Annotated in this window: 22 protein-coding genes, 1 tRNA gene and 1 riboswitch; of the genes, 22 read left to right on the top strand and 1 reads right to left on the bottom strand. The window is 42.5% G+C overall.

Annotation, left to right across the window (positions count from 1 at the left end; all coding sequences use genetic code 11):
* The first annotated feature begins 12 nt into the window (after window positions 1–12).
* Complete coding sequence (gene uvrC, locus JOD21_RS07610; RefSeq protein WP_204729040.1) at window positions 13–1,785, top strand: excinuclease ABC subunit UvrC; 1,773 nt, start codon at window positions 13–15, stop codon at window positions 1,783–1,785.
* Between the two features lie 57 nt (window positions 1,786–1,842).
* Window positions 1,843–2,022: riboswitch (Lysine riboswitch) on the top strand.
* 114 nt (window positions 2,023–2,136) lie between these two features.
* Window positions 2,137–3,366 (top strand): aspartate kinase, encoded by a 1,230-nt coding sequence (locus JOD21_RS07605; RefSeq protein WP_204729039.1) that lies wholly within the window; start codon window positions 2,137–2,139, stop codon window positions 3,364–3,366.
* A gap of 37 nt (window positions 3,367–3,403) precedes the next feature.
* On the opposite strand, the gene JOD21_RS07600 is transcribed toward JOD21_RS07605, so the two are convergent.
* A complete protein-coding gene (locus tag JOD21_RS07600) occupies window positions 3,404–3,853 on the bottom strand; it encodes a YslB family protein (RefSeq protein ID WP_204729038.1) in 450 nt (149 codons plus the stop codon).
* Window positions 3,854–4,236: 383 nt separating this feature from the next.
* Between JOD21_RS07600 and JOD21_RS07595 the strand changes: the two genes are divergently transcribed.
* The 20 genes from JOD21_RS07595 to JOD21_RS07500 all read left to right on the top strand — a co-directional run bounded on the left by JOD21_RS07595 (window position 4,237) and on the right by JOD21_RS07500 (window position 23,488).
* Window positions 4,237–4,845 (top strand): succinate dehydrogenase cytochrome b558 subunit, encoded by a 609-nt coding sequence (locus tag JOD21_RS07595; RefSeq protein WP_204729037.1) that lies wholly within the window; start codon window positions 4,237–4,239, stop codon window positions 4,843–4,845.
* Window positions 4,846–4,904: 59 nt separating this feature from the next.
* The gene (sdhA, locus tag JOD21_RS07590) at window positions 4,905–6,665 is read left to right on the top strand and encodes a succinate dehydrogenase flavoprotein subunit (RefSeq protein ID WP_204729036.1); all 1,761 of its coding nucleotides are present in this window, start codon (window positions 4,905–4,907) and stop codon (window positions 6,663–6,665) included.
* Window positions 6,666–6,667: 2 nt separating this feature from the next.
* A complete protein-coding gene (sdhB, locus tag JOD21_RS07585; RefSeq protein ID WP_204729035.1) occupies window positions 6,668–7,441 on the top strand; it encodes a succinate dehydrogenase iron-sulfur subunit in 774 nt (257 codons plus the stop codon).
* 227 nt (window positions 7,442–7,668) lie between these two features.
* Window positions 7,669–8,139, top strand: a complete 471-nt coding sequence (locus tag JOD21_RS07580) for an acyl-CoA thioesterase (RefSeq protein ID WP_204729034.1) — start codon at window positions 7,669–7,671, stop codon at window positions 8,137–8,139.
* A gap of 71 nt (window positions 8,140–8,210) precedes the next feature.
* Window positions 8,211–8,423 (top strand): helix-turn-helix domain-containing protein, encoded by a 213-nt coding sequence (locus tag JOD21_RS07575; RefSeq protein WP_041120973.1) that lies wholly within the window; start codon window positions 8,211–8,213, stop codon window positions 8,421–8,423.
* A 108-nt stretch (window positions 8,424–8,531) separates the two neighbouring features.
* Window positions 8,532–8,984 (top strand): MarR family winged helix-turn-helix transcriptional regulator, encoded by a 453-nt coding sequence (locus JOD21_RS07570; protein ID WP_204729033.1) that lies wholly within the window; start codon window positions 8,532–8,534, stop codon window positions 8,982–8,984.
* 16 nt (window positions 8,985–9,000) lie between these two features.
* On the top strand, window positions 9,001–9,798 hold the full coding sequence (gene racE / locus JOD21_RS07565) for a glutamate racemase (RefSeq protein ID WP_204729032.1): 798 nt from the start codon (window positions 9,001–9,003) through the stop codon (window positions 9,796–9,798).
* A gap of 50 nt (window positions 9,799–9,848) precedes the next feature.
* Window positions 9,849–10,604: a ribonuclease PH gene (rph, locus tag JOD21_RS07560; protein WP_204729031.1), complete on the top strand. Its 756-nt coding sequence runs from the start codon at window positions 9,849–9,851 to the stop codon at window positions 10,602–10,604.
* The gene (locus JOD21_RS07555; RefSeq protein WP_204729030.1) at window positions 10,601–11,185 is read left to right on the top strand and encodes an XTP/dITP diphosphatase; all 585 of its coding nucleotides are present in this window, start codon (window positions 10,601–10,603) and stop codon (window positions 11,183–11,185) included. Before rph ends, JOD21_RS07555 begins: the two co-directional genes overlap by 4 nt.
* 9 nt (window positions 11,186–11,194) lie before the next feature.
* Window positions 11,195–11,704 (top strand): metallophosphoesterase, encoded by a 510-nt coding sequence (locus JOD21_RS07550; RefSeq protein ID WP_204729029.1) that lies wholly within the window; start codon window positions 11,195–11,197, stop codon window positions 11,702–11,704.
* A gap of 161 nt (window positions 11,705–11,865) precedes the next feature.
* Window positions 11,866–11,939 (top strand) — tRNA-Arg (locus JOD21_RS07545).
* Between the two features lie 132 nt (window positions 11,940–12,071).
* Window positions 12,072–13,019 (top strand): tetratricopeptide repeat protein, encoded by a 948-nt coding sequence (locus JOD21_RS07540; protein ID WP_204729028.1) that lies wholly within the window; start codon window positions 12,072–12,074, stop codon window positions 13,017–13,019.
* Between the two features lie 144 nt (window positions 13,020–13,163).
* Window positions 13,164–14,453: a trigger factor gene (gene tig, locus JOD21_RS07535; RefSeq protein ID WP_204729027.1), complete on the top strand. Its 1,290-nt coding sequence runs from the start codon at window positions 13,164–13,166 to the stop codon at window positions 14,451–14,453.
* 210 nt (window positions 14,454–14,663) lie between these two features.
* Entirely contained in the window at window positions 14,664–15,935 is a 1,272-nt protein-coding gene (gene clpX, locus JOD21_RS07530) for an ATP-dependent protease ATP-binding subunit ClpX (RefSeq protein ID WP_204729026.1), read from the top strand.
* Window positions 15,936–16,060: 125 nt separating this feature from the next.
* Window positions 16,061–18,385 carry an endopeptidase La gene (gene lon / locus JOD21_RS07525; protein ID WP_204729025.1) on the top strand — a complete coding sequence of 775 codons (2,325 nt, stop codon included), beginning with the start codon at window positions 16,061–16,063 and terminating at the stop codon, window positions 18,383–18,385.
* Complete coding sequence (gene yihA / locus JOD21_RS07520) at window positions 18,382–18,969, top strand: ribosome biogenesis GTP-binding protein YihA/YsxC (protein WP_041120983.1); 588 nt, start codon at window positions 18,382–18,384, stop codon at window positions 18,967–18,969. Before lon ends, yihA begins: the two co-directional genes overlap by 4 nt.
* Before the next feature lie 612 nt (window positions 18,970–19,581).
* Window positions 19,582–20,916 (top strand): glutamyl-tRNA reductase, encoded by a 1,335-nt coding sequence (hemA, locus tag JOD21_RS07515; protein ID WP_204729024.1) that lies wholly within the window; start codon window positions 19,582–19,584, stop codon window positions 20,914–20,916.
* A 15-nt stretch (window positions 20,917–20,931) separates the two neighbouring features.
* The gene (locus JOD21_RS07510) at window positions 20,932–21,765 is read left to right on the top strand and encodes a cytochrome c biogenesis protein (RefSeq protein ID WP_204729023.1); all 834 of its coding nucleotides are present in this window, start codon (window positions 20,932–20,934) and stop codon (window positions 21,763–21,765) included.
* 27 nt (window positions 21,766–21,792) lie between these two features.
* Window positions 21,793–22,725, top strand: coding sequence for a hydroxymethylbilane synthase (hemC, locus tag JOD21_RS07505; protein ID WP_204729022.1), 933 nt, complete (start codon window positions 21,793–21,795; stop codon window positions 22,723–22,725).
* A gap of 1 nt (window position 22,726) precedes the next feature.
* On the top strand, window positions 22,727–23,488 hold the full coding sequence (locus JOD21_RS07500) for a uroporphyrinogen-III synthase (protein ID WP_204729021.1): 762 nt from the start codon (window positions 22,727–22,729) through the stop codon (window positions 23,486–23,488).
* The last annotated feature ends 37 nt before the right edge of the window (window positions 23,489–23,525 follow it).

The following is a 23,525-nucleotide window of genomic DNA, read 5'->3' as shown; positions in this document are numbered from 1 at the left end:
GAGGCTAATGACATGAATGATCTTTTGAAAAACAAACTTGCAGTCCTTCCTGACCAGCCCGGCTGTTATCTGATGAAGGATCGGCAGGGCACGATCATCTATGTGGGAAAAGCAAAGGTGTTAAAAAACAGGGTAAGATCTTATTTTACAGGTTCCCACGATGGAAAAACGCAGAGACTCGTCTCTGAAATTGAGGATTTTGAGTACATTGTAACCTCATCAAATATGGAAGCTCTCGTACTCGAACTGAACCTGATAAAAAAACATGATCCTAAATATAACGTGATGCTGAAAGATGATAAGCACTATCCTTTTATCAAGGTAACTGCTGAAAGACATCCGAGACTTTTAATTACAAGGAAAGTGAAGAAGGATAAAGGGAAATACTTCGGTCCCTATCCGAATGCCCAGGCTGCAAATGAAACAAAAAAACTGCTCGACAGAATGTACCCGTTAAGAAAATGCAGAACGATGCCTGATAAAGTCTGCCTTTACTATCATATGGGTCAATGTCTGGCTCCGTGTGAATTCAAAGTGGAGCAGAGCACATACCGGCAGATGACTGAAGATATTGCAAAGTTTCTAAACGGCGGCTTCAAAGAAGTGAAAAAAGATCTAAAGGTTAAAATGGAGCAGGCAGCAGAAAACCTTGAATTTGAAAGAGCCAAAGAGTTCCGTGACCAGATTACACATATTGAAGCAACAATGGAAAAGCAGAAGATGACGATGAATGACTTTACCAATCGTGATATATTCGGCTATGCCGTTGATAAAGGGTGGATGTGTGTACAGGTATTCTTCATCAGACAGGGGAAGCTTATTGAACGCGATGTGGCAATGTTCCCGATCTATGATGAAGCAGAAGGAGAGTTTCTGTCGTTTTTAGGACAGTTCTATATGAAGGCAAACCATTTCAAGCCAAAAGAAGTACTCATCCCGCTGACAATTGATCAATCAATGGCTGAAGAACTGTTGGAGACTAGAGTGCTGCAGCCTGTAAGAGGGCAGAAAAAAGATCTTGTGAACCTTGCAGCGAAAAATGCATCAATTGCTCTGACAGAAAAATTCGCATTGATTGAACGGGATGAAGAAAGAACGATCAAAGCTGCTGAAAATCTTGGTCGCGCGATGAACATCTATACACCTTACCGGATTGAAGCATTTGATAATTCAAATATTCAGGGGTCAGATGCAGTATCAGCGATGGTTGTTTTTATAGATGGAAAACCTGCGAGAAAAGAATACCGTAAATATAAAATTAAAACTGTCCAGGGCCCGGATGATTATGAGTCCATGCGAGAAGTGGTCAGAAGACGATATTCAAGAGTGTTGAAAGATGCACTGCCGCTGCCGGATTTAATTGTGATTGATGGCGGTAAAGGACAGATCGAAGCAGTAAAGGAAATTCTGCGTCATGAACTTGGACTCGATGTACCAGTGGCAGGTCTTGCGAAAGATGATCGTCACAATACATCCCAGCTGCTGTTTGGGGATCCGCTCGAAGTAGTCCCGCTTAACAGACGCAGTCAGGAGTTCTACTTTATGCAGCGGATTCAGGATGAAGTCCACCGCTTTGCAATTACATTCCATAGGCAGGTGCGTGCTAAAAATTCGATCCAGTCTGTACTTGATGATATTGAAGGGGTAGGACCGCAGCGTAAAAAGCAGCTATTAAAATATTTCGGTTCAGTGAAAAAGCTCCGTGAAGCATCACTTGAGGAAGTTGTAAAAGCGGGTGTGCCAGCTAAAACTGCAGAGAAAGTGATTGAGAAATTAAAGGAATAATATTGCCGGGGGGAAATCCCCGTGCTATAATGATCAACAATTAAACACTTTATTTAAAGTGGTGATAGAGGTGCGGACGTAAAAAGTACCGCTGCTTAGGATGATGAAATCCAGTGATGCAGTGTGAAAAGGTGCGGCCGCCGAAGCAGAAAATCCTTCATCAGATTTTCCGCTGGTTCTGCATTTAACAGATGCAGAGCTGTCAGAACTTGGATGTTCTGGAGAGCTATCTCACCTGTGCGATTCAGATGATATGTATGATCTGTCTAAAAGCAATGGGGAGACTTCTCCCTGTTGCTTTTTTTATGTCGTAAACAGTTGAGAAATATTGTAAGGGAAGAGGAAAATAAAGTGGGAATCGTTGTACAGAAATTCGGAGGGACTTCGGTCGGTTCAGTTGAGAAGATTCATCATGTGGCTAATAGAGTCATTCTTGAAAAAGAGAAAGGGAATGACGTCATTGTGGTTGTATCAGCAATGGGCAAAACGACGGATGAACTTGTCAGGTTAGCCGGGGAAATGACATCACGTCCTGAAAAAAGAGAAATGGATATGCTGCTGACAACAGGGGAACAGATGTCAATGTCACTCCTGGCGATGGCATTACACAACAGAGGTTATAACAGCACTTCCCTAACAGGGTGGCAGGCAGGCATACGGACAGAAGCCGTATTCAGTAATGCAAGAATTACAGAAGTTAAAACAAAGCGCGTGGAAAGTTTATTAGAAGAAGGCAGAGTCATTGTTGTAGCCGGATTTCAGGGAATGGATGAAAACGGAGAGATCACGACGCTTGGACGGGGCGGTTCTGATACAACTGCTGTTGCACTGGCTGCAGCAATGCAGGCTGACCGTTGTGACATTTATACAGATGTTGACGGTGTCTACTCAACCGATCCCCGCTATGTAAAAGCAGCAAGAAAATTAAACGGAATCTCTTATGACGAAATGCTTGAGCTTGCTAATCTTGGGGCCGGCGTACTTCATCCGAGAGCGGTCGAATTTGCAAAAAACTACGGCATTAAACTGACTGTCAGATCAAGTATGGAAGAAACAGAAGGAACGTTAATAGAGGAGGATGCACCGATGGAAGAGCATTTAGTTGTTAGAGGCGTAGCATTTGATAAGGATATTGTCAGGATGACAGTTGTAGGAATTGAAAACGAACTGACAGGATTTCCTGCAGTCTTCTCCATTCTGGCAAAGCATCACGTGGATGTAGATATCATTATTCAGAGTAAACTTGATACAGGCAGAGTAAATCTGTCATTTTCAATAAAGGAATCGGCACTCGATGAGACCCTTCAGATCCTCTCTGACTATAAAGAAGAAATCGGTTATCAGGAAATCGAACATGAAACCGGACTTTCGAAAGTATCGATTGTCGGTTCCGGCATGGTTTCAAACCCTGGTGTAGCTGCCCAGATGTTCAGTGTACTTGCAGATAAGAAAATCCAGGTTAAAATGGTCAGTACTTCTGAAATCAAAGTCTCAGCCGTAGTAGATACAGAGAACGTGATTAAAGCAGCTAATGTCATTCATGAAAGCTTTGGTCTGGATAAACCGGCAGTTCATATATAAAAAGCAGCAGGTTCCCGGTTCAGGAGCCTGCTGTCGTTTATTGTTTAGTTTTTCTCGAAGGAAGGTCATAGGGTTCTTTCAGATCCCATTTCAATTCGATTTGAACGCAGTTCTTCTTATTTCTGGTGTAGACAGCTTCCGTATGGTATTGCTTAATCATTGCGATCTGTTCAGCGGCAAAACCGGCTTCAAGTGTAAAAACGGGATCATGATGACTGAACCTTTCCTGAACGGACTGGCCCGTAAGTTCAAACAATATTTCATCACGCTTCTGTTTTATAATGGAAAGATTGCCCCACTCTGCGCGTTCGAAAAATGCAATCACTTCTCCTTCATTCTGACAGGGATAGTTTCGTGCCAGCTTTTTGCCGGCCCAATATAAAATATCTTTCGAATGATTTCCCAGGAGGTCCGGTATCAGTTCATCCCTGATCAGCCGGTAGCCAAATAAATCCCTGGGTGTATGTACATGTTCATTTTCACTCATTGCGTACCGTACCTCACTTTCAATCTCTTTATTATAAAATGAAAAAGGGCAAAGCGTAAGGTGAAATAGAGAATTAATTATTAAATCGTCAAAATGTCACACGTCTTATCAGTTTTATTAAAATAATAAATTGTGAAAAATGATTTTGTGAATAATTTGTGAAAATACAGTGGTTTTTGAGTTAACCTTCCTATATATCCTTATTAAAGATTACTGAAACATTTGAAAAGTTTTTATGTATACGTTTTCTTGACGCTCCTATGACAGAGGAGTACAATTAATTTGTCACATAAATGTTATACTGTGCGAAAATTTTGTTGAAAATGATCATTCTAGGGAATCGTTTTCAGCAGCTGTACTTATTCAAGAGGGGGTTACATTCGATGGCGGAAAATCGAGAGTTTTACTGGAGGAGGCTGCACTCTTTACTTGGTGTTATACCTGTAGGGATCTTCCTGATTCAACATTTAGTTGTTAACCATTTCGCTACTAGAGGCGAACAGGCTTTCAACGATGCAGCGCACTTTATGGAAAGTTTACCATTCAGAATCTTTTTAGAACTATTTATTATTTTTATCCCGCTATACTTCCACGCAATCTATGGAGTATACATTGCATTCACTGCTAAAAACAATACGAAACGTTACGGCACACTGCGTAATTACATGTTCATGCTGCAGCGTATATCAGGTGTGGTTACACTGATTTTCGTTACATGGCATGTATGGGAAACGCGTATTCAGGCAGCGCTTGGTACTGAAGTAAACTTTGGCATGATGGAAGAAATTCTTGCTAATCCATGGATGGTTGCTTTTTACATACTTGGAATAGTATCAACGACATTCCACTTTGCTAATGGTTTATGGTCATTTATGGTCAGCTGGGGAATCACGGTGAGCGCCCGCTCGCAAAAGATTTCAACATACGCGACGCTTGGCGTATTTATTGTGCTTACAGTGATCGGTATCCGTGCAATTCTTGCATTCGTTTAATCCATTAACTTTTTCAGCTGCAAAGAGCAGCTTTTGATATCAGTAAGGAGAGTGACAAAATGAGTAAAGGCAGAATTATCGTTGTAGGTGGCGGACTTGCCGGCCTGATGGCGACAATTAAAGCAGCTGAAGCAGGAATGTCAGTAGACCTCTTCTCGCTTGTACCTGTAAAACGTTCACACTCTGTTTGTGCACAAGGCGGTATAAACGGAGCTGTAAATACAAAGGGTGAAGGTGATTCTCCGTGGGAACACTTTGATGACACAGTATACGGGGGCGACTTCCTTGCGAATCAGCCACCTGTAAAAGCAATGTGTGATGCGGCACCGGGTATCATTCACCTGCTTGACCGTATGGGTGTTATGTTCAACAGAACACCTGAAGGACTACTTGACTTCCGCCGCTTTGGAGGAACGCAGCACCACCGTACTGCATTCGCCGGTGCAACTACTGGTCAGCAGTTGTTATATGCACTTGATGAGCAGGTGAGAAGACATGAAGTAGCCGGTCTTGTAACGAAATATGAAGGCTGGGAATTTCTTGGTTCAGTGCTTGATGACGACGGCGTGTGCCGTGGTGTTGTATCTCAGGATCTGAAGACAATGGAAATTCAGTCTTTCAAGGGGGACGCAGTCATTCTGGCTACAGGCGGACCTGGAATTATCTTCGGGAAATCAACAAACTCTGTCATCAATACTGGAGCAGCAGCTTCTGTTGCTTATCAGCAGGGCGTGTATTATTCAAATGGTGAGTTCATCCAAATCCACCCGACAGCGATCCCTGGTGACGATAAACTTCGTCTGATGAGTGAGTCTGCGCGTGGTGAAGGTGGCCGTGTATGGACGTATAAAGACGGTAAGCCATGGTACTTCTTAGAAGAAAAGTATCCGGCATACGGAAACCTCGTGCCGCGTGATATTGCAACACGGGAAATTTTCGATGTATGTGTGCGTCAGAAGCTTGGTATTAATGGCGAGAACATGGTTTATCTTGACCTTTCTCATAAAGACCCGAAAGAGCTTGATATTAAGCTTGGCGGAATTATCGAAATCTATGAGAAGTTCATGGGAGATGACCCGCGTAAAGTACCAATGAAGATTTTCCCTGCTGTTCATTACTCAATGGGTGGACTATGGGTAGATTTTGATCAGATGACAAATATCCCTGGTCTGTTCGCAGCTGGTGAATGTGATTATTCAATTCACGGTGCAAACCGTCTTGGTGCGAACTCACTTCTATCATCTATTTATGGTGGAATGGTCGCAGGACCAAACGCTGTAAAATATATCGAGGGACTTGAAAAGACGACAGAAGATATGCCTGAAGACATCTACACCCGCTTTGAAAAAGATAAACAGCAGGAGTGGGATGAAATCATGGCAATGGATGGCGACGAGAATGCATACGTTATTCATAAAGAGCTTGGAGAATGGATGACAGATAATGTAACAGTTGTCCGTCATAATGATAAGCTTCGTGAAACTGATGCAAAAATTCAGGAACTGCAGGAGCGCTTTAAGCGGATCAACATTAACGATACTGCTAAATGGAGTAACCAGGGAGCTGTGTTTACACGTCAGTTAAAAGGAATGCTTCACTTAGCACGCGTTGTTACAATCGGTGCGCTTAACCGTGATGAAAGCCGCGGCGCACACTATAAGCCTGACTTCCCTGAACGTAATGATGAGAAATTCCTGAAGACAACAATGGCTAAGTTTAATCCTGAAACAAATGCTCCGGAGTTCCATTATGAAGATGTTGATGTTTCACTGATTGAACCGCGTAAACGTGATTACTCTAAGAAGAAAGGAGCAAAATAATCATGGCAATAGCAACGGAAGAAAAAGTAATCAAATTTGAAATTCACCGCCAGGACGATGAGAATTCTGCACCTTATTTCGAAGAGTTTGAGATTCCATACCGCGCGAATATGAACGTTATTTCTGCGCTGATGGAAATCAGACGTAATCCATTTAATAAAAAAGGTGAAAAAACGACTCCGGTATCATGGGATATGGGCTGTCTTGAAGAAGTATGCGGAGCCTGCTCAATGGTGATCAATGGTAAGCCGCGTCAGTCATGTACTGCGCTTGTGGACCAGCTTGAACAGCCAATCCGTCTTGAGCCGATGAAAACATTCCCGGTTGTGCGTGACCTTCAGGTTGACCGCAGCCGCATGTTCGATTCTCTTAAGAGGGTAAAAGCATGGATTCCGATCGATGGTACGTATGATCTTGGACCTGGTCCGCGTATGCCGGAGAAAAAACGTCAGTGGGCATACGAACTGTCAAAATGTATGACTTGCGGTGTTTGTCTTGAAGCATGTCCGAATGTGAACAGCAAGTCAGACTTTATTGGACCTGCACCACTTTCACAGGTTCGTCTGTTCAACGCACATCCAACCGGTGCAATGAATAAAAATGAACGCCTTGAAGCCATTATGGGTGATGGGGGACTTTCAAACTGCGGTAACTCACAGAACTGTGTGGAAGCTTGCCCTAAAGGTATTCCGTTAACAACGTCAATCGCGGCACTTAACCGTGACACAAACCTTCAGATGTTCAGAAACTTCTTCGGAAGCGATAAAGAAGTTTAAGAACGTTTGAGTAATAAATGTTAATTTTATTAACGTGATATTCAGGTGAGCGTAGCGGGAAGTGGTGACTTCGGGCCAATTAGCGACCGCCGTCCGGAAAGCACCACACGCAGCGCAGCGAGCCCTTTTAAGAGACTTAGACAATATGTCTGAGTCTCTTTTTTCTGTTCAAAAGACCAGACTTCATGTAAAATAAAAATGAATGATCATTCATTTTACAAAAGGGGATGTCAAATTTGAAAATACCTTACATAAATAACTTTGAAGGCTGGAAAAAAGAATTTGAATTTTATTATCCGGTAAAAATCAGGTTCTCTGAAACAGACCTTTTTGGTCACATGAATAATACCGTACCTTTTATCTACTTTGAACAGGCCAGAATCGAGTTTTTCAAGCATCTTGGTTTTATGCAGAACTGGCTTGATCCGGCAAGTCAGGCCATACCTGTTGTTGCGAACCTCCAATGTGATTTTCTGAAACAGGCATTCTTTGATGAAAATCTGAAAGTCTATGTCAAAGCAGATTCTGTAGGGAATTCATCCGTTGATATCCACTATCTTGGGGTGAATGAAAAAGACATTCCTGTATTCTCTGGCCGGGGTACGATGGTGCAAATGGATAAGCAAACCGGCAAAGGACTTGCCTGGACTGAAGAACAAAAAGAATTATTCATCAGACCAGCTGTAAAAATGGACTGATGAACACTCACTTCTTTTCTGCCGGTTTCATACACTGAACAAACGGCGTAAATGGATAAGGGGGAAAAGGAGTGGCCCGGAGAAACTCAATACTAACAAAAAGGGAAAGAGAAGTGTTTTCTCTTTTATTGAAAGATTTGACGACTAAAGAAATTGCTTCTGCTTTATTTATAAGTGAAAAAACTGTCAGAAACCATATTTCTAATGTAATCCAGAAACTTGGTGTAAAAGGAAGAGCTCAGGCGATTGTCGAGTTATTAAGGCTTGGAGAACTGTCTCTGTAATTCAGAGGCAGTTTTTTTGTTTACGGCAGTTTGTTCAAATTTTCTTGATTATTATCATTAAAAAAGCGACAATATGTATACAACGAAACATAGGGAGTGTATATAACGATGGAAACGAAAAGTGTACAGGAGCTTCATCCAAGAGAGGTTGTAGCAGATATCGAAAAAGACCTCCGCTATATTTCCGGACTGATCAAACAAAAGGGTCGTGAAATCCTCAGTCAGTACACGATTACGCCACCGCAATTCGTGGCACTTCAGTGGCTGTTTGAAGCCGGAGACATGACGATTGGCGAACTATCAAATAAAATGTATCTTGCATGCAGCACAACAACAGACTTAATTGACCGGATGGAAAGAAGCAATCTGGTTGTCAGAGTAAAAGATGAACATGACCGCAGGGTGGTTAGAATTCATTTATTAGAAGAAGGCGAAAGAATTATTGAAGAAGTAATTAAAAAGCGTCAGCACGATCTAAGTGATGTACTATCCGGTTTTACAGAGGATGAAGTGACTTCACTCGCTAAAGCGCTGAATAAATTACATGGTGAAATGAAATAAGAGTGAGGCGTTTTTTTTGAGTAGAGCAATTGGTGTAATGGATTCCGGTGTAGGCGGCTTAACAGTTGCCAAAGAAATTATCTACCAGCTTCCAAATGAGCATATTATTTATTTAGGGGATACAGCACGCTGTCCATATGGCCCGAGACCTGAAGAAGAAGTAAGAAGGTATACGTGGGAAATGGCTGAGTTTTTATATAAGCAGGATATTAAAATGCTGGTGATCGCCTGTAATACTGCAACTGCAGCTGCGCTTGAAGAGATAAGAACTGCTTTTGATATTCCGGTAATCGGTGTCATCTCACCCGGAGCGCGCTCAGCGATTAAGTATACAAAGAATAATCATATCGGCATTCTTGGAACTGTCGGAACGATTAAAAGTGAAGCGTATGAACATGTGCTCCACAGCCTGAAAGAATCAATACAAACGTATCCGAAGGCATGCCCGAAATTTGTTCCGCTTGTAGAAAGTGGAGAGTACAACAGTTCAATGGCTAAAAAAATTGTCGCTGAAACACTCAGTGAGATGAGACAGTACCCGATTGACACATTGATTCTCGGCTGTACACACTATCCACTGCTTCAGCCGCTGATTGAGCAGTACGTCGGATCAAAAGTAAAAGTAATCAGTTCGGGTGATGAGACTGCAAGAGAGGTCAGTGCGATCCTATCTTATCGCGGTGAGCTTCATTCGCGTCATGAGAAGAAACAAAATGTATTTTATACAACTGGTTCACCTGTTATATTTGGACAAGTTGCACGAGAATGGATGAATGACGATTCCATTGTAGTAGAATCTGTGAAACTGCCGTGAGCTTATCACGGCTTTTGTCATGTACATCATTAAAAATGGAGTGAATATCTGTGAGAATCGATGGAAGAATTCCCTCTGAAATGAGAGAAGTAAAAATTGAAAAGAACTACCTGATGCATCCTGAAGGATCTGTACTTGTATCATTTGGGGATACGAAAGTAATCTGTACGGCAAGTATAGATGACAGGGTTCCGCCATTTTTGAGAGGTCAGGGTAAGGGCTGGATTACGGCAGAATACGCTATGCTGCCAAGGGCAACCGGTCAGCGGACGATCCGTGAATCTTCCAAAGGAAAGGTCAGCGGCCGTACAATGGAGATCCAGAGACTGATTGGCCGGGCATTGCGTTCAGTTGTTGATCTTGACGCACTGGGTGAGAGAACCGTATGGATAGACTGTGACGTGATTCAGGCTGATGGAGGTACACGGACTGCTTCGATTTCAGGTGCATTTGCAGCGATGGCACTGGCTATTGAGAAAATCGCTTCAGAAAAAGCACTGCCGGCCTTTCCTGTAAAAGATTTTCTTGCCGCAGTATCTGCAGGCATCAGTACAGAAGGTGAGCCAATTCTTGATTTGAATTATGCAGAAGACAGCACTGCTGAAGTTGATATGAATATCGTCATGACCGGGAAAGGGAATTTTGTTGAACTTCAGGGTACAGGTGAAGAGGCTGAATTCACACACGAACAGCTGCTTGACATGCTCAGTATCGGTAAGGCGGGAATTGAAAAGATTGTTGAGCACCAGAAAATGATTCTGGGCGAAGAAATAACAGCTAAAATTCTGGACGGTGTAACCGGATGAAAACGATGATTATTGCCACGCACAATCAAGGTAAAGCAAAAGATTTTGAAAAACTGCTTGCACCTTTTGGCTACAAAATCAAAACACTTTCAGACTACCCTTCAATAGAAGAAGTAGAGGAAACAGGTTCAACTTTTGCTGAAAATGCTACTTTAAAAGCAGAAGCGATTTCAAAACATTTTTACGAAATCGTTATTGCTGACGACAGCGGCTTAATCGTGGATGCCCTGAACGGTGAACCGGGTGTGTATTCAGCCCGTTACGCCGGTACAGAAAAAGATGATCAGAAAAATATTGAAAAAGTACTCGATAAGCTAAAAGGGGTGCCAAAGGAAAAAAGAACTGCACGATTTCATTGTACGCTGGCACTTGCAGAACCTGAAAAAGATACTGTTCTGTTTACAGGTGAATCGGAAGGGTATATAACTTCAAAGCCATCTGGTGAAAACGGATTTGGATACGATCCGATTTTTTATACTGAAGTGTTCGGGAAAACTTTTGCAGAACTGACACCGGAAGAGAAGAACCGGATCAGCCACCGTGCAAATGCACTCAGGAAATTGCAATTACAGTTTCAATGAGGTGATAGGATGAAATTACTGGTTGTGAGTGATAACCATGGAGACAGTAAAATTCTTTCAGAAGTAACTGAACGCTGGCGTGGCCATGTGGATTATATGTTTCATGCAGGTGATTCAGAACTGCCCTTTGAGTCTGACGTGATGAACCCGTTTGTAAAGGTGCGGGGGAATTGTGACTTTGATTCAGCGTATCCTGAAGATGAACTTGTTGATTGTGATGGGACAAAAGTTTTTATCACACACGGGCACTTGTACGGCATTAAATCTTCACTTGATCGAATTGGCTATAAGGGAGATGAACTTCAGGCTGATATCATTATTTTCGGACATTCCCACCAGCTGGGTGCTGAAATGATGGATGGCCGGCTGTTCCTGAATCCGGGCAGTATCAGATTGCCAAGGGACCGCAATGAGCCGACATATGCAATTGTTAACCTTCATGAGCGGCAGGTTGATATTGATTTTTATACAGATCAGCATGAGAAACTGTTATCATGGAATAAAGAGTTCAACGCGTGATTTCAGTACCCGTCCGCGACGGCTTTTAGAAGCGGACGGGACTGATTCTTATGCGGATTCAATCCGGTTGAAAATATTTTAAAATAATATTTTTAAAATCCGTTGACTTTTTATACGCTAGTTAATATAATAGTAATTGTCCTCAACAAGGACTACATAATGTCCCAGTAGCTCAGCTGGATAGAGCAACAGCCTTCTAAGCTGTCGGTCGGGCGTTCGAATCGCTCCTGGGACGCTACCTAAACCTGTCTGTTACGTCCGTAACAGACAGGTTTTCTTTTTGTGTAATCAGTTTGATTCTTGGCATTTTTGAGATGACAGTGCTACACTCAATTCACATATTATAACGGAAGGTGGTTCATCATATATGGATGAGCAGCAGAGCAGGCGTGTGATTCCGTTCCCGGGCTTAAAAGAGCGTCTCATAGAACGTGGATTAGACATGCTGCAAAATCAGGAAAATGTTGAAGCCATCAGCCTGCTTGAACAGGCGTATGACATGGATGAACACGACGCAGCTGCAGGCACCTCGCTGGCCGTTGCCTATTATGAAAACCGTCAGTGGAGGGAGTCAGCCGGACTGTGTGAAAAGATGCTTCATGAAGGTTCAGGTGAATATGAAGAACTGATAGAGCTTTACGTGATGAACCTGATCAAGCTGAGAAAGTTCAGTGAAATATCAGCTTTTATCAGTCCTCTTTTAGAAGAGAATGAATTGCCGCCTGAGAAGGCAGCACGTCTCAAAAGTCTGATTGACTTAGGACAGGAGCAGAAAGAGATCACTGAATCAGCTGACGAGTCTTTTGCCTCTTTTCAATTGCATAAAGATCTCGAGCAGCAGATGATTCAGTCGGCAGCGCTGGCTAAGCAGAATATCAGACCAATGAAAGACGATATTATCAGGGAAATCGAAAGTGGACAGACGCATCCGTTTATACAGACATTACTTCTGAATATTCTCAGAGAACAGGGGATTGAAGATGAAGTGATTGTCAGTAAGTGGGGGAAAGAAATTTCTGTTATTCCTGCCGAACTGCTCGAGCCTTTTGAACAGGAGATTTTTCAGCAGACGAAAGCGATGATTGAAGATCACAGTCAGGAACTGCAAACAGCAGAAATTGCACAGGAGCTCTTGCAAAAGCATGCATTCCTGCTGTACCCTTTCACTTGGAGAAATAATAATGCGGAACTGCTCTCAGAAGCGTATTTGAGACTTTCGAGAGAATATATGGGGCATGAAACTGCTTTTCAGCAATTCTCAGATGAAGACCTGCTCGATGAAATCAGGAGACTTGAGAAAGCGGAAATGGTCTAATGGTTTGCAGTTGAAACACAAACCGCGTATGTTATAATAAAATGGTTGCATAATGGGATTCTTAAATCGATAAATGAAAGAATCATTGATTTCATGATGTTCATGAAACCATTAACTTAATAGATGTTTTGGAGGGAATTATTTATGTCAGCAAAATGGGAAAAGCAAGAAGGTAATGAAGGTGTACTAACTGTACAGGTAGACGCTGAGACAGTAAACAAAGGATTGGACAGCGCGTTTAAAAAGGTCGTTAAGCAAATTAACGTACCCGGTTTCCGTAAAGGAAAAATGCCTCGCCAAATGTTTGAAAAGCGTTTTGGTGTAGAATCACTTTATCAGGATGCACTTGATGAAATCCTTCCTGAAGCTTACGCAAGCGCAGTAGACGAAGCAGGTATCGTACCTGTAGACCGTCCTGAAATTGATGTTGAACAGATGGAAAAAGGTAAAGAACTGATCTTCACTGCAAAAGTAACGGTTAAGCCGGAAGTTAAACTTGGTGAATACAAAGGGCTTGAAGTGGAAAAGCTTGATGCTGAAGTAACTGATGAAGATGTGGATGCTGAGCTTAAGCAGCTGCAGGAACGTCAGGCTGAGCTTGTTGTGAAAGAAGACGGAAAAGTTGAAGACGGCAATACTGTTGTTCTTGACTTTGAAGGCTTCGTTGATGGTGAGGCGTTTGAAGGCGGACAAGCTGAAAACTATTCACTTGAAATTGGTTCAGGTTCATTCATTCCAGGATTTGAAGAGCAGCTTGTAGGTCTTGCAGCTGGAGATGAAAAGGACGTTGAAGTTTCATTCCCTGAAGAGTATCATGCTGAAGAGCTTGCTGGTAAACCGGCAACTTTCAAAGTGAAAATTCATGAAATCAAAGCAAAGGAACTTCCTGAACTTGATGATGAATTCGCTAAAGATGCAGACGAAGAAGTTGAGTCTCTTTCTGAACTGAAAGAAAAAACGAAAACGCGTCTGACTGAAGAAAAGCAAAATGCTGCTGAGATGGCACTTCGCGATTCAGTTGTAGAAAAGGCAGCTGAAAATGCTGAAATCGATATTCCGGAATCAATGGTTAACACTGAAGTTGACCGCATGATGCAGGAATTCGAACAGCGTCTTAGCGCACAGGGTATGAACCTTGATCTTTACTTCCAGTTCAGCGGACAGGACGAAGAAACACTTCGCGGACAAATGCAGGAAGATGCAGCGAAGCGTGTTCGTACGAACCTTGTACTTGAAGCAATCGCTGATGCAGAAAACATCACTGTCACAGAAGAAGATGTTGAGTCAGAGCTTAGCAGCATGACTGAACAATTCAATATGTCAGTTGATCAGATCAAAGCTGCACTTGGCGGATCTACTGAAATTCTTGAAAATGATCTTCGTGTACAAAAAGCAATCGATTTTCTTGTGGAAAACAGTAAAACTGTTGCATAATAAGATTTAAGGGCAAGGCGCGATGATATCGTGCCTTGTTTTATAACATAAAAGCTTTAATCATTTCGTGCATACATAAGTGTTTAAAAGGAAAGCATATCGGGAAAATCGAGTTAGTTCCGTCTAATGATTCATTATGGTACAATTTTCTCTACAGAGTGAAGAAGAGCTGCTCTAGCTCAGGGCAAGACTGATAAAGGGGTGAATGGAATGTTTAAATTTAACGATGAAAAAGGACAATTGAAATGTTCTTTCTGCGGAAAGACCCAGGAACAGGTACGTAAGCTTGTTGCCGGGCCTGGCGTATATATTTGTGATGAGTGTATCGAACTCTGCACTGAAATTGTAGAAGAAGAGCTGGGCACTGAAGAAGAAGTAGAGTTCAAGGATGTTCCAAAACCAAAGGAAATCCTTTCAATTCTGGGTGATTACGTTATCGGACAGGAACGTGCAAAGAAGTCACTTTCTGTAGCTGTTTATAACCACTACAAACGTATTAAATCAAACAGTAAAGTTGACGATGTTGAACTTTCGAAAAGTAACATCTGCCTGATCGGTCCAACCGGATCAGGTAAAACGTTGCTGGCACAGACACTTGCAAGAATTCTGAATGTGCCATTTGCCATTGCGGATGCTACATCACTGACAGAAGCCGGTTATGTAGGGGAAGATGTTGAAAACATTCTTCTGAAACTGATTCAGGCTGCTGATTACGATGTTGAACGCGCTGAAAAGGGAATTATCTATATCGATGAAATCGATAAAGTAGCCCGTAAATCTGAAAACCCGTCAATTACACGTGACGTTTCAGGTGAAGGTGTTCAGCAGGCATTGCTGAAAATTCTTGAAGGTACGACTGCAAGTGTGCCTCCACAGGGTGGAAGGAAGCATCCACACCAGGAGTTTATTCAAATCGATACAACGAATATCCTGTTCATTGTTGGCGGGGCATTCGACGGTGTGGACCAGATTATCAAACGCCGACTTGGCCAGAAGGTAATCGGCTTCGGCTCTGGAGAATCAAAAGGTGACCTGACTGAACGTGAACTGCTTGCTAAGCTGGTACCTGAGGATCTACTGAAATTCGGTCTGATCCCTGAATTTATCGGCCGTCTGCCAGTGACAGCAACACTTGAAACGCTGGATGAAGAGGCGCTGATCTCAATTTTGACTCAGCCTAAAAACGCCTTAGTCAAACAATATCAGAAAATGCTTGAGCTTGATGATGTTGAACTTGAATTTGAGGAAGAAGCACTGCGTGAAATCTCTAAAAAAGCAATTGAACGAAAAACCGGTGCACGAGGACTTCGTTCTATTATTGAAAACCTGATGCTTGATGTCATGTTTGATCTTCCTTCCAGAGAAGAAATTAAAAAGTGCATTATCACACCTGGAGCTGTTGATCAGACGGAACGTCCTGTTCTGCTGAGAGAAGATGGTTCTGAAATTAATCTGGATGATGAAGAAAAGACATCTGCTTAAAGTCTAAGACAAAAGCTGGCTCATCATATAGAGTCAGCTTTTTTCTTCGCTTTGCCCGGATGTTTTGCTTGTTGAAAGGGTAAAGTATAACAGAAGCTAACAGATACAACCTGGAGGTGTTACATATGGCGAAATCAACTACACAAACCTTACCACTGCTGCCGCTGCGCGGTTTACTCGTGTATCCGACAATGGTACTTCATATTGACGTTGGCCGTGAAAGGTCTATTCAGGCGCTTGAAAAAGCAATGATGGAAGACCATATGATCTTTTTATCCACACAAAAAGATATGGCCATCGATCAGCCTGAGCAGGATGACCTGGCTGAAATGGGTACGCTGACAAAAGTAAAGCAAATGCTGAAACTTCCTAACGGTACAATCCGTGTACTTGTTGAAGGGATTGAGCGCGGAAGAATTACTTCTTTTGAAGAAAGTGAGCCTTTCTTTACAGTAACAGTTGAATCTCTGCCGGATGATCCTGAAAAAACCCCTGAATATGAAGCGCTGATGCGTACATTAACGGATTACTTTGAACAGTACATTGCGTTATCAAAGAAAGTTTCTAAAGAGACACTTAACACAGTACTTGATATCGAAGAACCCGGCCGTCTTGCAGATATTGTAGCTTCCCACCTGCCATTAAAGTTAAAAATGAAGCAGGAAGTACTTGATACAACTGATATCAAAAAACGTATGACACGACTGATCGAGACAATCAACAACGAAAAAGAAGTACTGAGTCTTGAAAAGAAGATCGGTCAGCGTGTGAAAAAGTCTATGGAAAGAACGCAAAAAGAATATTATCTGCGTGAACAGATGAAAGCGATTCAGAAAGAACTCGGGGATAAAGATGGAAAAACCGGTGAAATTTCTGACCTGGCAAAAAGAATTCGTCAGGCAAAGATGCCTGAATCTATAGAGAAGATTGCACGTAAAGAGCTTGACCGCTATGAAAAAGTACCTGCTACCTCAGCAGAAAGCTCAGTGATCCGCAATTACATCGAATGGCTTATTACCGTTCCGTGGAGCCAGTCAACTAAAGATGACCTGGATATTAAAAAGGCTGAAAAGATCCTTGATCGTGACCATTACGGACTTGAAAAAGTAAAAGAGCGTGTGCTTGAATATCTGGCCGTTCAACAGCTGACAAAGTCATTAAAGGGTCCGATTCTCTGTCTTGCCGGACCACCTGGAGTAGGTAAAACAAGCCTTGCACGTTCAATTGCTGAATCAGTCGGCAGAAAATTTGTCAGAGCATCACTTGGTGGTGTCAGAGATGAATCTGAAATCCGCGGACACCGTAGAACGTATGTGGGGGCAATGCCTGGGCGTATTATTCAGGGAATGAAAAAAGCGGGTACTGTGAACCCTGTGTTCCTTCTTGATGAAATTGATAAAATGTCTAATGACTTCAGAGGGGATCCATCTTCAGCAATGCTTGAAGTGCTTGACCCTGAACAGAACAACTCATTCAGTGATCACTTCATTGAAGAGCCATATGATCTGTCCAAAGTAATGTTCATTGCAACTGCCAATAACCTGGCAACGATCCCGGGTCCTCTGCGTGACCGTATGGAGATCATTACAATTGCTGGATACACAGAGATTGAAAAAATTAATATAGCCAAAAATCATCTGCTTCCAAAGCAAATCGAAGAAAATGGCTTATCGAAGTCCCAGGTTCAGGTGCGTGATGAAGCCATCAAGGATATTGTCCGCTACCACACGCGTGAAGCCGGTGTAAGAAGTCTTGAACGACAGCTTGCTACAGTATGCAGAAAAGCTGCCAAAATGATTGTTGGAGAAGAGAAGAAAAAGGTCATAGTTACGTCAAAAAGCCTTTCTGATCTTCTTGGCAAGAAGAAGTTCCGTTATGGACAGGCTGAAGTTGAAGATCAGATTGGCGTAGCAACTGGTCTTGCCTATACGACTGTTGGAGGAGATACACTTCAAATTGAGGTCTCACTATCTCCAGGTAAAGGGAAACTTGTGCTGACCGGTAAGCTTGGCGATGTGATGAAAGAATCTGCCCAGACTGCCTTTTCATTTGTCAGATCCCGTGCAGAACAGCTGAACTTAGAAGAAGACTTTCATGAAAAACATGATATTCATATCCACGTTCCTGAAGGTGCAGTGCCAAAAGATGGGCCGTCTGCCGGTATTACAATTGTAACTGCGCTTGTATCTGCACTGACGGACCGCAAAATCAAAAAAGAAGTCGGTATGACCGGTGAAGTGACACTAAGAGGAAGAGTACTGCCGATTGGCGGACTGAAAGAAAAATCCCTCAGTGCGCACAGAGCGGGACTGACAACCATTATTATTCCAAAAGAGAACGAGCGTGACATTGACGATATTCCGGAAAGCGTACGTAATGAACTGACGTTTATACCGGTGTCACATGTAGATGAAGTGCTTGAAGTTGCATTAGTAGGTGAGAAAGAATGAAAATTACACAATCAGAAATCGTGATCAGTGCTGTAAAGCCTGAACAATATCCTGAGGGGGGTCTGCCCGAGTTTGCATTAGCGGGCAGATCAAATGTCGGGAAATCATCATTTATTAATAAGATGATTAACAGGAAAGCACTGGCCCGCATTTCTTCAAAGCCTGGTAAGACCCAGACACTGAACTTTTATTTATTGAATGAAGCACTATACTTCGTGGATGTTCCGGGGTATGGATATGCCAAAGTATCTAAAACTGAACGTGCAGCCTGGGGTAAGATGATCGAAACATATATGACTGACAGAGCACCGCTGAAAGCTGTCATTATGATTGTCGATCTCAGACATCCCCCTACCAAAGATGATATCATGATGTACGACTTTCTTAAGCACTTTGATATTCCATGCTTAATCGTTGCCACCAAAGCTGATAAAATTCCTAAAGGCAAATGGCAAAAGCACTTAAGCGTTACACGAAAGGTGCTTGAAATCGCTGAAGGAGACGAACTTATCATGTTCTCCTCAGAAACAGGCCTCGGCAAAGACCAGGCATGGCATTTTATCGAAAGAAAAATGAAAGAATAGCAGAATGATAGACTTACCCAAAAGCACACTGATTTTGTCAGTGTGTTTTTTTAATTGTCTCTGTTAAAGATGGCTGTTGATTTCCGCTTTAGGGAGGGAACGCTTTCTGCAAATGTGCTATGAGTCTTAAAGGGTTCTCAACTGTTCAAATTCGTATCAACCTTAAGTTTACCAAACTGAGGGCAACGGAGCGGAAGGCGGTGACTCCGGGACGATTAGCGGGGTAGCCGAGACCCCGCAAGCGAAGCTGAGGAGGCTCGGCGACCGCCGTCCGGAAAGCACCGCCTGCAGCGTAGTGGACCGATTAGTCAAGCAACCGTTTTTAAAACAATCTTTTATTTTTAAGTTGGGTTTACCAACGACAAAAGTAGTGAAACATGTTATTAGTAAAACGTTTTCACAGAAGGTTCTGATATTGAGCGGAACTGTTGAAAACGCCCGGGTGGTTTGGTAACCTTAGTTCAGATGTAAACGTGATGCAGTGGTGCGAACTGGGACAACCAGTAACTGTGTCAGTACGTTTCAAGGGTTGTTCACATTTACCATTAGGCCATGTCCGCAAACATGTTATAATGGGAGTAATGATTAATTCGTGGGGGTGTCATTCAGCACATGCACATTTTAGTGGTAGGTTTGAATTACAAAACGGCCCCTGTAGAGATGAGAGAGCGTCTTTCTTTTCAGGAAGCGGATCTTAGTAAAGCAATGACAGAACTTCAGGGCAGAAAGAGCATTCTGGAGAATGTCATCGTTTCGACATGCAACCGTACTGAGATATATGCAGTAGTAGATCAGCTTCACACAGGTCGTTATTATATAAAACAATTTCTAGCTGACTGGTTCAATCTGGACAAGGACGAATTCAGTCCTTATCTATTCATGTATGAAAAAGACGGTGCAATGGAGCATCTGTTCAAAGTAAGCTGTGGCCTTGACTCAATGATTGTCGGGGAAACCCAGATCCTTGGACAGGTCCGGAAAAGCTTCTTTACAGGTCAGGAAAACGGTACGACAGGAACTGTTTTCAATGAGCTTTTCAAGCAGGCTGTTACATTAGCAAAGAAAGCACACTCTGAAACTGATATCGCATCAAATGCAGTATCAGTATCTTATGCAGCTGTTGAGCTTGCTAAGAAGATATTCGGAGATTTAAATAAAAAACATGTACTTATTCTCGGTGCCGGGAAAATGGGCGAATTGGCTATTCAGAACCTTCAGGGGAGCGGTGCTACTAAAGTAACCGTAATTAACCGTACTTTTGAAAAGGCTGAAGCACTTGCTGACAAGTTCTCAGGGAGCGCTAAAGAACTGAGAGAGCTTCAGTGTGCACTGATTGAAGCAGATATTCTGATTACATCAACAGGTGCTCAGGAAGCACTCATCAGTAAAGAGATGATGACAGATGTGGAAAGAATGCGCAAAGGCCGTCCTTTCTTCATGGTAGACATTGCAGTACCAAGAGATCTTGATCCTGCGATTAATGAACTTGATAACGTCTTTTTGTATGATATCGATGATCTTGAAGGCATTGTACAGGCTAATCTTGAAGAACGTAAACAGGCTGCAGAAGCAATTGGCCTGATGGTGGAAGAATCAATCGTTGCATTTAAAGAATGGCTGAATATGCTTGGTGTCGTACCGGTAATTTCAGAACTTCGTGAAAAGGCGCTTGCTATTCAGGCGGAAACGATGGAAAGCATTGAACGTAAAATGCCAAGCCTCACAGACCGTGAACGTAAAGTGCTGAATAAGCATACAAAGAGCATTATTAATCAACTATTAAAAGATCCGATTTTGCAGGCAAAAGAACTGGCAGCACTGCCGGATGGTGATGAAAAACTTGAACTGTTCAAACAGATTTTCAATCTGACACAGGAAACGGAACGTCAGGAAATAAAAACTGCTGAAACAGTGAATGTAAAGCCTCAGCTTTCTCTGCAAAGTTGATTGGGAGGATTACACATGTTTGAATTGTCAATGACACGGCTTCATGAAGTCATGATTATCCTCTATGCAATCAGCGTGCTATTATATTTTATGGATTATGTTCAAAAAGACCAGAAGGCGAACCGCGTTGCCTTCTGGCTTTTATCAATTGTTTGGGTTCTTCAAACAATTTTTTTATTTCTCTACATGTTCAGAACTGGAAGATTCCCGGTTTTAACGCTGTTTGAAGGCATTTATTTTTATGCCTGGGTATTACTGACTCTTTCTCTTGCACTTAACCGCTTAATGAGAGTGGATTTTACCGTTTTCTTTGTCAATGTGATCGGATTTACTTTTATGGCGATTCATACGTTTGCTCCGATACAGGCAAGCACAGAAGCAGCAGCTGAAAGGCTGATGTCCGAACTGCTGCTTGTTCACATTACAATGGCTATCGTATCCTATGCTGCTTTTTCTGTATCTGTTGTTTTCTCCATCTTGTATTTACTTCAATACAGGTTGTTAAAACAGAAAAAATGGGGTCAGAAGATTCAACGGATCACTGATTTGGCGAAGCTGGAAAAAGGATCAGTCATTTTGAACAGTATCGGTTTTCCGATGCTGTTACTCAGTTTAATTCTGGGTGTACAGTGGGCGATTGTGTCTCTGCCGACTGTGTTATGGTATGACATTAAGATTTCAGGGTCATTCCTGTTATTAGCCATATATGGTGTTTTTTTATACAGAAGATTTGGAAAGGGGCAGTCAGGGAAATCACTTGCACTGTTTAATGCAGTAGCTTTTGGCTGTCTGCTGATAAACTTCCTGCTTGGAAGCAGATTATCTTCTTTCCACTTCTGGTCAGTCTAAATAACGATTCAATGGAGGCTTTTGATAATGAGGAAATTTATTGTAGGATCACGTAGAAGTAAGCTTGCGATTACACAGACAAAATGGGTGATTGAGCAGCTTAAGGCGATTGAGCCGGGTACTGAATTTGAAATTAAGGAAATTGTCACAAAAGGTGATCAGATTCAGAATGTGAAGCTTTCTAAAGTGGGAGGCAAGGGTCTGTTTGTAAAAGAAATCGAACAGGCAATGATAGATGGAGAGATCGATATGGCTGTCCACAGCATGAAAGATATGCCGGCTGAACTGCCGGATGGACTTGTAATCGGCAGTATTCCTGAACGCGAAGATCCGAGAGATGCACTCATTTCAAAAAATAAAGAAACGCTTGCTGAGCTGCCTGCAGGGTCAATTGTTGGTACCAGCAGTCTGAGACGCGGTGCACAGATTCTTGCGGTGCGACCGGACTTGAAAGTGGAATGGATCCGCGGGAATATTGATACACGGTTAAAGAAACTTGAAACTGAAAACTTTGATGCCATTATTTTAGCAGCAGCCGGTCTTTCAAGAATGGGCTGGTCAAAGGATGTTGTATCTGAATTTCTTTCTCCGGAAGACTGCCTGCCTGCGATTGGTCAGGGCGCATTATCAATTGAGTGCCGTGAGAGTGACACAGAGCTGAGAGAACTGCTGAACCGCTTTACTGATCAGGAAACAGCACTGACTGTTACAGCTGAACGAACGTTCCTTCATAAAATGGAGGGTGGATGCCAGGTGCCGATTGCAGGGTTTGCAACACAGATTGAGGATGGCGTATCTCTGACTGCACTGGTTGCTTCACCTGATGGCAAGAAAGTATATAAAGAAGTAATTAATGGTAATGACCCTATAGAAGTAGGTCTGAAAGCAGCAGAAATCCTGACAGAGCAGGGTGCCAAAGCTTTAATTGATCAGGTTAAAGAAGAACAGGAAGGTCAGTGACATGACTTCCCTTAAAGGGATAAGGGTTGTGCTGACCAGAGATGAAGAATCCTCTGAGCAGGATCGTCTGTTGATCGAACAAAAAGGCGGCATTGCTGTCATCGCTCCTATGATTAAAATTGGCGCTTCAAACGTTCAGCTTGATGAATATAAAAAAGTCCAATTTGAGCAGGCAGACTGGATCATTTTCACTAGTAAAAATGGTGTTTACTACTTCTGCAGATTAATAGAGGATGCAGGTCTGACGCATATTCTGACTCGCAAAAATATTGCGGCAGTCGGTATAAAAACTGCTGAAGCATTGAAAAATGAGGGGATGCAGGTTCATTATATTCCTCCATTATATTCTGCTGCGAGCTTCAAAAGTGATTTTAACAAGCACGTCACAGGCCCTGTTCTTTTTCCACAGGGCAACCTTTCGCGCGGAGAGATCGCTAAATTCCTACGTGAGAAGGGACATGAATGCATCAGCTGGACGGTTTATGAAAATACTGTTCCTGAAAAATCTGAAGGTCTGATCGACAGTTTCAGAGGAGCTGATGTGATCACGCTGTTCTCTCCATCTGCTGCAGTACGTTTTTATGAAACTGTAAAAGCAGATCATCAGCTGATCTCAAGTATCAGGCAGGGACTCATTAAAATTGCCAGTATCGGACCGACAACGTCAGAGGCAGTAATAGAGATGTCTCTGCCTGTACATATAGAACCTTCAGAATATACAATGGAAGCGATGATTGAAGAAATTGCTATGACTCTAAAGTAATAAATATAAGTTTATAAGCAATCAGGAGGTAATAAAT

It is taken from the genome of Jeotgalibacillus terrae (assembly GCF_016908195.1).
GTDB classification, from domain to species: Bacteria; Bacillota; Bacilli; order Bacillales; family Jeotgalibacillaceae; genus Jeotgalibacillus; species Jeotgalibacillus terrae.
Note: the sequence above shows the minus strand (reverse complement) of the source record. Positions and strands in the feature narration are given on the sequence as shown.